Annotated in this window: 11 protein-coding genes; 6 read left to right on the top strand and 5 right to left on the bottom strand. The window is 41.8% G+C overall.

From position 1 onward, the window contains the following. Positions 1-72: 72 nt before the first annotated feature. Complete coding sequence (locus MSMAS_RS07405) at positions 73-2,844, bottom strand: PAS domain S-box protein (RefSeq protein ID WP_011035184.1); 2,772 nt, start codon at positions 2,842-2,844, stop codon at positions 73-75. A 421-nt stretch (positions 2,845-3,265) separates the two neighbouring features. On the opposite strand from MSMAS_RS07405, the gene MSMAS_RS07400 reads away from it, so the two are divergent. Continuing rightward, entirely contained in the window at positions 3,266-3,457 is a 192-nt protein-coding gene (locus MSMAS_RS07400) for a hypothetical protein (protein ID WP_011035185.1), read from the top strand. 80 nt (positions 3,458-3,537) lie between these two features. On the opposite strand, the gene MSMAS_RS18155 is transcribed toward MSMAS_RS07400, so the two are convergent. The 4 genes from MSMAS_RS18155 to MSMAS_RS07390 form a co-directional block, all read right to left on the bottom strand. Further along, complete coding sequence (locus tag MSMAS_RS18155; protein ID WP_015413205.1) at positions 3,538-3,699, bottom strand: rubredoxin; 162 nt, start codon at positions 3,697-3,699, stop codon at positions 3,538-3,540. A gap of 109 nt (positions 3,700-3,808) precedes the next feature. Beyond that, positions 3,809-4,477, bottom strand: a complete 669-nt coding sequence (locus MSMAS_RS19470) for a Glu/Leu/Phe/Val family dehydrogenase (protein ID WP_230625191.1) — start codon at positions 4,475-4,477, stop codon at positions 3,809-3,811. Beyond that, positions 4,465-5,058, bottom strand: coding sequence for a Glu/Leu/Phe/Val family dehydrogenase (locus tag MSMAS_RS19465; RefSeq protein WP_011035187.1), 594 nt, complete (start codon positions 5,056-5,058; stop codon positions 4,465-4,467). The genes MSMAS_RS19470 and MSMAS_RS19465 overlap by 13 nt, the downstream gene beginning before the upstream one ends. A 72-nt stretch (positions 5,059-5,130) precedes the next feature. After that, entirely contained in the window at positions 5,131-6,402 is a 1,272-nt protein-coding gene (locus MSMAS_RS07390; protein ID WP_011035188.1) for a geranylgeranyl reductase family protein, read from the bottom strand. Positions 6,403-6,757: 355 nt separating this feature from the next. On the opposite strand from MSMAS_RS07390, the gene MSMAS_RS19460 reads away from it, so the two are divergent. From MSMAS_RS19460 to MSMAS_RS07365, 5 genes are all read left to right on the top strand, one after another. Continuing rightward, a complete protein-coding gene (locus MSMAS_RS19460) occupies positions 6,758-7,204 on the top strand; it encodes a hypothetical protein (protein ID WP_011033920.1) in 447 nt (148 codons plus the stop codon). Further along, positions 7,201-7,902, top strand: a complete 702-nt coding sequence (locus MSMAS_RS18725) for an IS1 family transposase (RefSeq protein ID WP_155395171.1) — start codon at positions 7,201-7,203, stop codon at positions 7,900-7,902. Before MSMAS_RS19460 ends, MSMAS_RS18725 begins: the two co-directional genes overlap by 4 nt. Positions 7,903-8,034: 132 nt before the next feature. Continuing rightward, positions 8,035-10,251 (top strand): phosphoadenosine phosphosulfate reductase domain-containing protein, encoded by a 2,217-nt coding sequence (locus MSMAS_RS07375; RefSeq protein ID WP_011035189.1) that lies wholly within the window; start codon positions 8,035-8,037, stop codon positions 10,249-10,251. A gap of 739 nt (positions 10,252-10,990) precedes the next feature. Next, the gene (locus tag MSMAS_RS07370; protein ID WP_011035190.1) at positions 10,991-11,569 is read left to right on the top strand and encodes a hypothetical protein; all 579 of its coding nucleotides are present in this window, start codon (positions 10,991-10,993) and stop codon (positions 11,567-11,569) included. 623 nt (positions 11,570-12,192) lie between these two features. Continuing rightward, positions 12,193-13,293, top strand: coding sequence for an AI-2E family transporter (locus MSMAS_RS07365; protein WP_011035192.1), 1,101 nt, complete (start codon positions 12,193-12,195; stop codon positions 13,291-13,293). Positions 13,294-13,378: the final 85 nt, after the last annotated feature.

The following is a 13,378-nucleotide window of genomic DNA, read 5'->3' as shown; positions in this document are numbered from 1 at the left end:
GTTAATATATTAAATAATAGTTAATATATGGTGACGGACAGCATCAGAAATATGTCACCATTCAGTTTTTCTTCAGAATCCCTTGTCCTCGAACCTTATAGTGAACCTGGTTTGATCTCCTTTTTCAATCTCAACCGTTCCATCGAGCTGTTCTACCAGGGCATTTACAAGCTGCAAACCAAGGGTATCAGGATTATAAAAATCGATATTTTCCGGGAAGCAACCCCCGCTGTCCGAGTAAACAAGTTTAAACCCTGTCTGAATTCCCGGCCCTGCTGTGCCAATACAGCTGCTGGATTCGATAAAAGATCCTGATATTTCAGGCAGCCTGCAAAGAGAGATACTGATCTCGCCGTCGGCACCTCTGGAAAACGCATATTTCAGCGAGTTTGAAAAGAGCTCGTTAATAATAATCCCTAGAGGGACTGCAGTATCTATTCCAAGGAATGTGTGGTCCACATCAAGGAAAAGATGGACTTTCTCATTTCCGATCCTGTAGGAATAAAGGAGTTCGGAAGTCAATTTCCTCAAATAGGCTGCAAAATCTATGCTTGTGGTATCCTCGGATTTGTGAAGCTCTTCATGAATAATGGACATGGAAGCAACACGGTTTTCACTTTCCCTGAACGCTTCAATTACATCCCTGTCTTTAAACTTATCAGCCTGAAGGCTCAGCAGGGACGAAACTATTTGAAGATTATTTTTAATCCTGTGGTGGATTTCCCTCATGCCTATTGCTTCGGCTTTTGCAAGGGTTTCCTCAGCTTTTTTCTTCGGAGTAATATCATAAGCATATCCCTGTATAAACTCTGTTTCACCGTTCTCATTGCAGATATTATGGATTAACTCATGGACCCATCTCACAGTTCCATCTTTTCTCCTGAACCTGTAGTCATACTCCATAATAGAATTGGGGACAGAACTCATTTTATTCCTGCAATTATCGAGCAATGAAAAATCTTCCGGATCAAGAAGATTAAAAAAATTTATCCTGCCGGATATGAGGTCTTTCTCTGTGTACCCGGTTATTTCCTCGACTGCCCCTTCCATAAATAGAGGGGCAAAATTCCTGTCCAGTTTAAATGCTATCCCTTTAAAGTTCTGTAAAAATGACCGGTACATCTCTTCGCTTTCCTTCAGTTTTTGCGAGGAAAGTTTGAGTTCTGTAATATCCTTCATTACCCCGAGGGCTTTGCATACGAGCCCTTCTTCGTCCTTCAGATAGACACCTTTGTTCTCCACGGAAAAATAGCTTCCATCTTTCCGACGGAACCTGAATTCTTCATTGAATTTTTCTCCTGTGTTCCAGCACTTTTTAAATTCCTGCTGCACTCTTCTGCGCTCATCAGGGTGAATGTGCTCAAGCCAGTCATAATAACTGAAATTCTGCATTTCATTATAGGTGTAGCCTGTAAGTTCCTTAACAGCGCCTGCCCATTCTCCATAGCCGTTTCTCAGGTCAAATTCGTATATCAGCTGACCTGTCTGCTCGGCAGCCAGCCTGTATCTCTCTTCACTTTTTAACAGGCTACCTTCTGTACGTTTTTGCCCGGTTATATCAAGCATTACCCCTACAAGACCTTCCATATCCCCATTAAGATTTCGGTATGCAGCTTTGTTAATAAGGAACTGCCTGAGCAACCCATCAGAGCACATTATTCTGGATTCATAAATCAGGCTTCCCCCTCTCTGAAGCAGCTGCCTGTCCGTTCTTTTGTAAACATTTCCCAGTTCCTGCGGAATTTTCTCGAGAAACTCATCTATAGAGCATCCTGCTACTTTCTCCTTTGGTATCCCCAGGATCATTTTTGCAAAGAGGTCGTTGCATCCGCGGTAGATCCCTTCCCTGTCTTTGTAAAACACAGGGGCAGGGATCGTATCCACAAGGGTTTCAAGGAAAAGAACCTTATCCAGAAGTGTGCTCTCCACCTTATTCCTTTCAAGGGCTAATGAAAGCATGGATGCAATGCCTTTCAAAAAACAGGCATCTTCTTTTGTAAATTTCTCTTTTCTGGTGCTGTGGACTGCAAGGACTCCATACGGTTTTTCGAGGCTTCCCACAAGGACACTGATTCCGTGAGTAATTTCCGAATACCCATAAAGTCCCATTCTTTCGATTGAACCTTTTTTGTCCAGATCCTCTATATTAATAGGTTTTTTTGAAAGAACAGTATATCCTGCTACCGAAGCCTCTTCCCTTTTAATAACCTTGCCTGTATCTTCCGGCTTCCATCCGACCCCTGCTTCAACCAGAAAGTTTCCATCATTTAAAAGTTTCAGAATTTTGCAGTATTTTGCATCAAGCGTGGAAATAATTAAATTAAAGGATTTGTCCAGCAATGTCTGAAGGTCTGTGCATATAAGTGACAGCTCCGCAACCCTGATAAAGGCTTCATAATATCCGTCTATCAAAGATAGTTTTCTTTCCATTTTTTTAGATGAATTTATGTCTGATGTATGGAGAACAGTGTATTTACCGTCAGCAGAAGGGACAAAAGTAGCCAGATAAGTTTTTTCGCCTGCTTTAAGTTCCAGGAATTCTGACTTTCTTCTGAAAGCTGCTTTTCGCACAATTTTCTGGATATTTAAAGGGACTTTCCCGCCGGGGATGCTTCCCCATTCTTCAATCAATGGCTTTCCTGCCTCATTGGAATAGGTAATTACCCCTTCTTTTTCGATCTTCAGGACTGGGGTGGGGCTGTTTAAAAGAAATTCTTCCATCCACTCGATTCCTGCTTCACTTTTTCTTATATCAACGTTTATATTATCACCCCTGCCACCAAGTGCTGTTCCTTTTGCTTTCGACTTATTTCCCGGGATCTGGTTGTCTCTCCAGAGCTTCATGTTTCCGAAATGATTTCCATGAAATCCTATTCGGTAGTCACATGTATGATAAGATTATTGACATATTAATATTTTGGATATGAATTTAAAAGAAATTAAATAAGATTGAGGGGCAGGCGGGTAAGAAATCTTTACAGCTCCTGAGTGAATATGAATATATAAAAACAGGCCATTAGAAGTATTAATTGAAAGTATTAATACCGAAAGACATCAATCAAAAACACTATTACCGTAAGGCATCAATTAAAAACACTACGACTGAAAAGTATCAATCGAAAGTATCAGTACTGTAAGGCATCTGAAAACCTGTATTTGAAATAAATTTGGATGTACTTGCCGATATGTTATATAATGTGATTTTATAACAGAACTTATAATATTACTTCGATTTCTATAAGTGAGTTGTAAGTGAGGTGTTTTTATGGAAGAGTTTAACCAGATCAAAAGGAAACTTGATGAAATGAGTGTTCCGGAACTTTATGAGTATGTAAAGAAAAAATACCCTGAAAATGATGAACTCTCACTCGGGCCAAAAAAGTTAATAATCAGAAAAGTCCTTAACTTTGAAAGAAACCGTCTTAATGAACTGGAAGATGCTGGCTGTAAGGGTTAATAATTCTTAGCTCCTTTATCTGGACGTCAGGTATCTTTAAAAGTTAAATTAAAACTAAAACTAAAACTTAAACTTAAAACTTACATTTTTTCAAACATTTCCCTGGAAACTCCGCACCTCGGGCATTTCCAGGATTTAGGAAGCTCTTCAAACCCCGTATCAGGAGCTATGGACTGTGAAGAATCTCCCAGGTCAGGGTTGTAAAGATATCCACAATTGCTACATCTGTACGCTCGAATCACCGTCCTTTTTCGCTGCTTTACCCATTAATACCTGTATTTATACCTGTATTCATTGCTTTCCGAACTTTTCTTTATCCCTTTTTCCTTTTCAGGTCTGTTATTACAGGACTCAGATCCATCCCCTGAGCTGCATGGCTTCGACAACCCTTCCAACAGCTAGTGTATAGGCAGCCTGCCGCATGCCGGCATTGTTTTTTTCGGCAAAGTCGAAAACCGAATGATATGCTTCTTTCATCTTTTTTTCTAGGCGCATTTCTACTTCCTTTTCGTCCCACTGTATGCTGGACTCGTTCTGGACCATTTCAAAATAAGAAACAATGACCCCTCCCCCGTTGTAAAGAATATCAGGGATTATGTGGACCCCGTTCGAAATGAGTACCTCTTCTGCTTCCCGGGTCGTGGGCCCATTGGCCATTTCGGCGAGAATTTTCGGTCTTACCTTTTCCGCATTTTCTATGCTTACTACGTCCTCAAGGGCAGCCGGGATAAGGATATCCACATCAAGTTCCAGAAGCTCCTTATTGCTGAGATTTTCCGCTTCCGGATAGCCCAGCACGGAACCTGTGGAATGCTTATACCCGGAAACATCCTCAGGATCAAGCCCTTTTCCGGAGTAAATAGCTCCTTTGCTGTCGCTTACAGCCACAACTCTGCAGCCGAAGAGTTTCTTTGCAAGGTAAGCAGCGTGGTATCCGACGTTTCCGAAACCCTGGACAGCAACTTTTGCATCTTCAAGCTCTATCCCCAGTTTTTTTGCAGCTTCCCTTACCGCATACAGGCCACCTTTAGCCGTTGCATCAAACCTGCCAGCAGAACCTCCCAGACTTGTGGGTTTGCCTGTAATTGCGCCGAAGACATTTTTCCTGCGAGTTTCGAGTACTCGTCCATCATCCATGCCATAATTTGCGGGTTTGTGTACATATCTGGAGCAGGTATATCCCTATCAGGGCCTATAATCTGGTAAACAGCGCGGATATATGCCCTGCTAAGGCGCTCCAGCTCCCGGTGTGAAAGCTCTTTTGGAGAACAGACAATTCCTCCCTTTGCTCCCCCCAGAGGCAGCCTGTGTAAGGCACATTTCCAGGTCATCAGAGCTGCAAGGGCGCGTATAGTCTCCATTGTTTCATCCGGATGAAAACGTATCCCTCCTTTGGCAGGCCCCAGGGCTTCGTTATACTGGACTCTGAAACCCTTGAAAACCTTTATGGAACCATCATCCATATGAATGGGCAGGGAGACGTAGAGTTCTCTCATGGGCATTTTCAGGAACGCTTCCATATCAGGAGTGGGCCTGAGCCCTGCAGAACACGTGCAAAGGTGCATTTTTACATTATCAAGAAGTTTAGAACCCAAAACCACATTTACCCCTGTAATATAAGGGATTCCCGGGATTTATAGACCTTACAGTAAAAATAAGGACGCCGGATCAATTTAAAAGAGCGTCTTTATAAATGTCCCGAAGGCTTTCATGAGCCTCAAGGAATTTCCCGAAAACATCAGCTTTCTCATGAGGATCGAGGGATGGTCCATATCTCCGTATTCCGTGATCGTGTCCAGGATTGACGGGGTATTCAAAGAGCCTATGAGTTCATTCAACTGTTTGTCTTCCAGCTTTCCCATATAATCATGGATTTTCATGCCTATTTCGAGTTCTTTTGCAAGCCCCTTTCTCCAGAGCCTGTCGTATTCCGAAAGCCTGTTTGCAGAGGTATCATTTTCAAGGGCTGCTTCTGCTGCGACTCTTCCTGCGATTTTTGCTGCAAAAGCCCCGGTGTAAACTCCTCCCCCGGATGTGGGTTTAGCCTGCCCTGCGGCATCGCCTGCAAGAAGGACTCCCCCCGTATATGTTTTATCCTGAGGACCTACAGGGATCCCGCCAACAACAAAGTCGAGCATGCCTCCGGAGTATCTTGTTTTTATGCAGGGGTTGGAGCGCAGTAATTTTTCAAGATAATAAAGGGGGGAATTCTCACCATATCCGTTCCTGAAAGCGAGCTCAGGGTCTATTGCAAGCCCTATACGCGAGATTTTTTCATCAAGGGGAACTGTCCAGGCAAAAAAACCCGGAGCTGAAGAGCCCGGGAACAGTTCGACAAAATCACTGTCTTCCGAGGCATATGGAGCTTCTACCTGGATTCCCGGAAGCACACGAGCAGGTCTTCCAAGCCCGGCATAACTGGCTATGCGGCTTTTTACTCCGTCTGCCCCAATGACCACAGAAGCAGATACGGTTTCAGGCTTGCCGTTTTTGACTATCCGGAGTTTTACGGGAGAGCCCGTTTCTTTTTTACCACCTTCTCCTGTTGTCCCTGTACCGGTCTCAGAGTTTTCTTTTTCGAACCCTATAGCCCTTGTTTTCAGGGAGAGCTCAACGCCTTCTTCCACAGCCATTACTGCAAGGGCGCGGTCAAAATTTTTTCGGGAAACAACATATGCCCTTGTATGTTTTCCATCAACAGGCAGGCACTGGCCGTCAGGAGCGTGAACAAAAGCCCCACGCACGGAATTGAATACAAATTCGTCCGTGGGCTTGAGGTCACACTCTTCAACAGCTCTGGTGCTCAGGAGCCCTGTACATCCCACAGGTGATCCTATTGAAGCGTGCTCTTCGAGAAGAAGGACTTTTGCCCCGTTCATTGCCGCATAGCGGGCAGCAGTAGAGCCCACAGGACCGGCTCCCACCACAATAACATCATATTTCATACCTTATCACATTCGTTTAAAAAGCCGCTTTTAACTACCAGAAGAGTTTCGCTGAAAGCCTTAATCTATTTTTGAAGGCTCTGGTAATTACAGGAAATTTAATATACTTATGCTTCATATAAAGCATTTAATATAACAGTTTAAATATAAGTTTTCAGATATATTTTACGGCAGATCATTTTGTATAATATTCCATGCAGTTTATAATACTTCATGTACCCCATTAATTATTCCATTAATAATTCATATAGTTCAGTAGAGATCAAAGACAGTACATTTTTTAAATATTTACAGATTTTCTTCTATTAAATATTCCGGTCGTGTCCTCAAATCATTGACTTAGTTTTATATAATCTTGAATCTATTATTATTTGGGGGCATCTTAATCACTTCTGAAATCGATTTTTCACAATTTTTTTGCTGGAACAAAGACTGCACTGATTATGGAATTAAAAATCAAGGGAATATAGTCCTTAAAGAAAGATATGGTAAAAATAACCATGCTCTTTTTAAATGTAAAACTTGTAAAAAATGTTTTAGTGAAACCAAAGGTACAATATTTTTCGAATTAAACACTCCAGATGAAGAAGTTCTAAGGACAATAGCTATGCTTCCTGAAAAAGGCAGTATTCGTGGAGTTGCAAGAGCTACTGGACATAGTAAAGACACTATTTGTAGATGGCTTGAGATTGCAGGAACCCATGCAGAAGAAGTTACAACTTATTTCCTCAAAAATCTTAATCTTACGAGAGTAGAGGTTGATGAGATCTGGTCATATATAAAAAAAAGCAAAAAAATGTGACTGACGAGGATTCTGAAGAGTGTGGTGATGTGTATTCACTTACAGCAATCAAAAGTGACACAAGATTGCTCCTTTCTCATCATGAAGGAAAACGTAGTGCTGAGGATGCTATAGAGTTATTTAAAGAAGTTGAGAAGATGCGTTCCACATCTTCTCCTATTCCTGTATTTACCTCAGATGATTGGGATGCCTTTGAAGAAGCACTTATAAACGTTTATGGTAAAATCGAGTTGCCACAATACAAAGGTATCGGAAGAAAACCGCTACCTAAACTGGTTCCACCTGACGATTTAAAATATGTCAAAGTATTGAAGAAAAAGGTAAAAAATTATGTAGTTGAAACAGTTCAACGTATCATCTTTGGAGATCCTGATGAGATATTCGAAATGCTTGGAGCTGATGCGGATAGTTATATTGGAACTTCTTATGCAGAAAGGATTAACCTTACGATAAGGACATCTCTTGCAAGATTTATAAGAAAAGGAATGAATTTCAGTAAAACCAAAAGGATGCATCAGAAAGCTATTGATTTATTCCAGGCATGGTATAACTTTATAAAACCTCATAAGTCTCTAAGGCTAAAAATAGATTCTGGAAACAGAAAATGGTTTCAAAGGACTCCAGCTATGGCAGAAGGAATAACTGATCACATATGGAGTTTAAAGGAACTATTAACATTTAGAGTTCCTGTTCAATAATATGAGGACACGACCAATATTCCTTTCTCTCAAAATATTGATATATTGATAAACTCATCCTTGCAGAAAACTGAACGATAAGATACTTAACCGTTTCTTCGAACTACCTTTGAACTACCGGTCAGGGCTTCCATGCATCAGAAAAAAGAAAAAAACCAGACTTCCGGCTCACAAAAACAAAAAAGAAATAATCCGGGCAAAAACAGCCCGAAAAAAAACAGTCAGGACAGAAACAGCCCGCACACCCGTGAAAAAGGGGCAGGAAACGGGCCACGGGATTTAAGGGATTTTAAAGAGAAACCCTCCGAAAAAAAGAATTCAGGCTCTCAAAAATGGCCTGATACGGCTGTTTCAAAGAAAAAATCCTCTCCACGTTTCGAATATGAAGACGATTACATATTCTGGTGCAGGAAATGCAACCTGCCCCTCATAGGGGAAGAATGTGGCATTTGCGGCAGTAAAGGCGAGATACTTCATCTTTCCCAGCCTGCCGATGTAAGGTTCTGCTCCCCTTATGAACACGAAGTCCTGGCAGGGCAGCTGATTTCATCATTTGGCTGTAACCCTCTTAAAGGCAGGCTTGTGCTCCTGAATAAAATCCCTGGAGAAGACAAAACAGATGAGGTCATTGTGGATGGTTTCATTTTCGGAGTTCTCAGTTTCGAACTATCCAGAATGGACTACCGGTTTGAGCCTTCTCTCCATGGAGCAAAAATCCTCCTCAAATATGCAGAGGGCAAAAAAGTCAAAATTAGAAAAACAAACCGACATATCAATGGAAAAAACATCCCTATGGAGCTTATTGACTCTTTTGCCGGTGATATAAAAGCAGGGGATTTTGTCCTTGTGACCGCGGGCAGCCTTAGCGGTTACGGGGTTTCTTACATTAGTGGAGCTGAATTTTCAGCCCTGAAGGGCTTTTCAGAGCCCGCTCAATTCGAAAGCGAAGCAAAAATTCTCAGAGTCAGAAAAGTCGATAGCGGTGAGGTTTCCCTGCACCCTGAAAACCCGGATTTCGGGACATGCATAGAAGTTAACAGAAAACATTTGCAGGCTCTGGGGAAAAATGCCATCAACACTATCCGCGGGATTGTTTCAAGGAATGAGTACAGGGATTTACCGGTCTATGTGTCTTTCAGCGGGGGAAAAGACAGCCTCGTTGTGCTTGACCTTGCAAAGGCTGCCCTCAAACAGAGAGAGTTTAAGGCTTTTTTCCTGAATACAGGGATAGAATTTCCGGAAACTGTGGATTTCGCCCGGACTTTCTGCAGGGAGATGAAAGTCCAGCTTGAAGAAATGAACTCGGGATCTGCTTTCTGGGAGCAGGTAGATAAATTCGGGCCTCCTGCAAAGGACTTCCGCTGGTGCTGCAAGGTCTGCAAACTGGCTTCGGCAGGAGACCTGGAAACAGAAAAAGGAAACTGCTCGCTTCAGGAAAAGAAAACTTCAAATGCGGTAGCTTACCTGACAGTAGACGGAAAACGGAAACACGAATCTTTCTCAAGGGCGAGGATTGCAGCAAGTGAGACAAATCCCTTCGTCCCTGCACAGCTAAATATTTTCCCCATCAGGGACTGGCGTGCACTTGAAGTCTGGCTTTACATCCACTGGAGGGGGCTCTCATATAACCCGCTCTATGACCTGGGCTTTGAAAGGGTCGGTTGCTGGCTCTGCCCATCTGCCCTTGCTGCCGAATATGCCAGGGTGGAAGAACTGCACCCTGAAATGCATGCCAGATGGAACGCTTTTCTGCTTGAGTGGGCGAAAACACGCGGGCTTTCAAAAGAGTTCATAGAACATGGTTTCTGGCGCTGGAAAGAATTGCCTCCGAAAATGCTCAGGCTGGCAGAAGAGCTCGGGATCTCTGTCCTTGCGAAAGAAAAAGCCGAAGACTTTGAAATCGAAGTCGTTTCAGGGATCTCTCCCTGCAAAGCCGGAGGTTTTTCCGTAGAAGCGGGGGTTAAAGGCATAAAGGAAAAAGAAGCCGCAGATTTCATTAACGTTCTCGGGAAGACTGTTTATGCGGAAGAGCTGGGCATGGTACTGGTAAAAACCGGAACCGGGACTGTGAAGTTTTTCTCTAATGGAAACCTGATTGTAAGCTCGGAAACGAAAGAAAAGGCTGTCCAGCTTTTTAAGGAAACTGCAAAACAGCTAGTGAGGCTTTCCCGCTGTACTGGCTGCGGAATCTGTGAAAAAGCCTGCCCAGTAGGGGCAGTTTCTATAAAAGAAGGGAAGCCACTTGTAAGTGAAGCCTGCATAAGGTGCGGAAAGTGCATGGAATCCTGTGTGGTAACCAGGTATTTCGATAAAATCGTTCCTGACCTTGATGAAAAGCTAAAGGTTTGAATTGAAACACATGAGAACTGAAAGTTCTGGCGGTTCGGACAATCGGGAGATATTATTGTTGGGTGACTGACTTAAAATCTATTATACTAAGTGACCGGCGCAAAACCTCTCAGTTTTCAATACAATTTTTCTACTTTACTTTTTCTGGAGGTGGCTAACGCAGATTTATTTAAAGAACTCTTTTTTCATCCGTTTGATTGCTCTTCTTTTTGGCATTTGACGAAGTGCTTTCCACTTTCCGCCTGGTTTTTTCTTATTTTCAAATTATTTAATTGAGTCTTCTGACATTTTTACAATTTCATTAAGCTTGAATTTCTGCGCGACTACTAAAATATTTTCTAAATTCATTTCTGGATTTCCTCGATGACGATATTTTTAGTTTGTTGATACTAAAAGATACAGAATTTGTTATAGTCTTGGCGTTTCTGCGCCAGCTTCCCTTAGACTTTTATAAGCTATCAGCCCTTTTTACGAAGTCTCCAGTCTCTATCTCACTGTGAAGTTCTCCAAAGGATGCTCCAACAACTTATGGGCTTGTACAGTAACAATTCGATTGATTAAATTATCTCAGGCAAACGACCTGAAACAAATGGATTCTATGCAACTGGATTCTATGCAACCAAGGTTTAAAAGAAATATTTAAAAGTTGCAGGCGTGTATTGAATATGAATATTTTCTAAATGAAAAATAAAGGACAAGATTACTCATGCGACAACTGAATTCGCTTTATATTCTCACTTTGATCCTGCTTCTTGCAGCTCCAAATATCGCAGCGGCTTCATTTGCATCAGAAGCTGCTGAAATTCCATACCAGATAAACAATTCTGACCACATAATAATCGGCACGGTAACAGAAATTGATTCTCATTACAATTACTCGATTATTACAGTTAAAGTTGAGGAATGGCTTTACAACCCTCTGCCCACTGAAGTAATAAAAGTAAGAACCGAAGTCGGTACAAATGTTTTGACCGAAACTGAAGCCGATTTTAATCTGAAAGAATCAGCACTCCTGATGCTAAAGGATGAAAATCTCGACGAACTGCTTTTCCGTGTCGCCATTGGTGACCCAGGAAAACATCCTGTTTCAGATAGAGATGCAGTAATCGAGGAGTTGAAAACTCAAGGCAAGTGGGAGGAAGAAAATCAAACAGTGGATAAAACAAAAGATACTGAAATATCAGGTAACAGAGAAGGAGCTGGTGAGCAGGAAGAAGGATCCAACACTACTAAGGAATCAAAAACTACTCCATTTATAAGTCCTGTTTGGGCGTTTGCAGGGATATTGGGTGCAATAACATATGCGAGGAGGAAGTAAATGCAAGGAGGAAGTAAATTTTATTCTTTTCTTTGGAAATCTATAGAACAAGAATCGATGAATATTTTTGAAAATTATCCTAAATCCGAATATTCTATGATGGAACAAACAGTTTTTGGATAAAGATAAAAAACGCACATGAAATTCTTCGAATAACAGGCCCAAAAAATGAAAGTGTCTGGAAGTACTTTCATGCAAAATAAATAAATAAATAAATAAATAAATAAATAGTTAAATAGATGAATAAAAATTCTGGCTGTCCTGAAAAGGTCTGAATTCATAGTTATTAAACATTTCTGTGATATTTTTAAATAGTTTCTAATTATATTTCCATATTGTAACTGTTATCTTGCCCTGCCCTTTAAGACAGGACACCCTGGATACTTCCCGGTAATGTCTGATATTCTCTGCCGATTACAGGGCCTGAATCCGGAATAACTGGCTAAGCTTCTAGACAATGACCCGTTGTCCTGTTTGAATTTAACTTTGAGCTCAATAACACTTTATTCAGCTTTGTTCAGTCAAACTCAAGTCACCGTTTACTGTCATCAAATTAACTCTGAAATAATTTATTATATTTCATATTAAATTACTATCATCCACTCATATAATGGAACTGAAGAATGAGATTTAACTACCCACCTGACGGAGTCAGCCAGATTATTGCCAGCCGATGGAAAATAGGAGCAACTATTGCATTAGCTGTGCTTCTGTTCTTTGCTTTACTTATCCTGCTACCCCTGGCAGATGGAATAGTGCTGGGACTGGTCTTTGCTTATATTGCCAGGCCTATCCAGGTGAAGTTTGGTAAGTATAGAAAAATAGGAGCTCTGGTCGCAAGTCTCTGTATTTTCGTCCCTATAGTATTCATTATAGGAGCAGGAATTGTTGAGATCCTTAACCAGTTCTCCTGGTTTATTGAAAACCAGGCTTCAGTTATGAATGGAATTCTGGAGTTCATACATTCACTTCAAATCCCGGATGCTTATGTCGAAAGGTTAAATAATGCAATCTGGAACCTTTTTACGTCTCTTCTCCCTGCTTTCGGCAGCATAGGACTGATCGCATATGCCCAGAGCATAGGACTTTTCGTAATTAACTTCGTAATTTCGATATTCTTCTGTTATTTCCTGCTCGCAGATGGGGACAGGCTTTACTGTGCTTTTCTCGGCGTAATTCCCGGAGACTATCAGCCTATTGTAAACCGTTATGCTGCTCATCTGGACCTTATCCTGAAAGGGGTTTTCATAGGAAATGCCTATTCCGCCCTGATAGTCAGCGTGACTTCGGTTTTCGTCTTTTACGCTTTCGGATTTACCCATGTGCTTGCCCTTGCAACCCTGATTTTCATAGCATCGGTTATCCCTCTTTTTGCCGGATACATGGTGCTCGTGCCCCTGGCTATAGTGCGTTATTTTGACCAGGGAGTTGAAAGTGCATCACTTTTCTTTATTGTTTCTTCCCTTGTAATCTATGGTCCCCCTGAGCTTATTCTCAGGCCCTACCTGACCAGCCTGAAATCAAAGATCCATCCGATGCTGCTCATGCTCGCCTTCCTTGGAGGGGCATTCGTGGGAGGGATTGCAGGTTTTTTTGCAGCCCCAATCCTTCTGGGAGCACTCGTTGCAGCTTATAGGGTCTATCAGGAGCAGATCCATCCGGAAATGGTTGCCCGGGCTGACCCTGACCTAAGGAATCCGGCAGAATCATGCAGGACTGATTGAAAAATAGTCATCAACGAAACGAAAGGGATTGTTTTATATCATTGCAGGATGTTAGGACTGTCATATATTCTTCTTTGCTTCCTTA

It is taken from the genome of Methanosarcina mazei S-6 (assembly GCF_000970205.1).
GTDB lineage: Archaea > Halobacteriota > Methanosarcinia > Methanosarcinales > Methanosarcinaceae > Methanosarcina > Methanosarcina mazei.
Note: the sequence above shows the minus strand (reverse complement) of the source record. Positions and strands in the feature narration are given on the sequence as shown.

Coding starts and splice junctions, on each gene's coding strand:
- MSMAS_RS07390 (WP_011035188.1), bottom strand. CDS start 6,402: ATGAAATATGATGTTATTGTGGTGGGAGCCGGTCCTGTGGGCTCTACT.
- MSMAS_RS07365 (WP_011035192.1), top strand. CDS start 12,193: ATGAGATTTAACTACCCACCTGACGGAGTCAGCCAGATTATTGCCAGC.
- MSMAS_RS07375 (WP_011035189.1), top strand. CDS start 8,035: ATGCATCAGAAAAAAGAAAAAAACCAGACTTCCGGCTCACAAAAACAA.
- MSMAS_RS07400 (WP_011035185.1), top strand. CDS start 3,266: ATGGAAGAGTTTAACCAGATCAAAAGGAAACTTGATGAAATGAGTGTT.
- MSMAS_RS07405 (WP_011035184.1), bottom strand. CDS start 2,844: ATGAAGCTCTGGAGAGACAACCAGATCCCGGGAAATAAGTCGAAAGCA.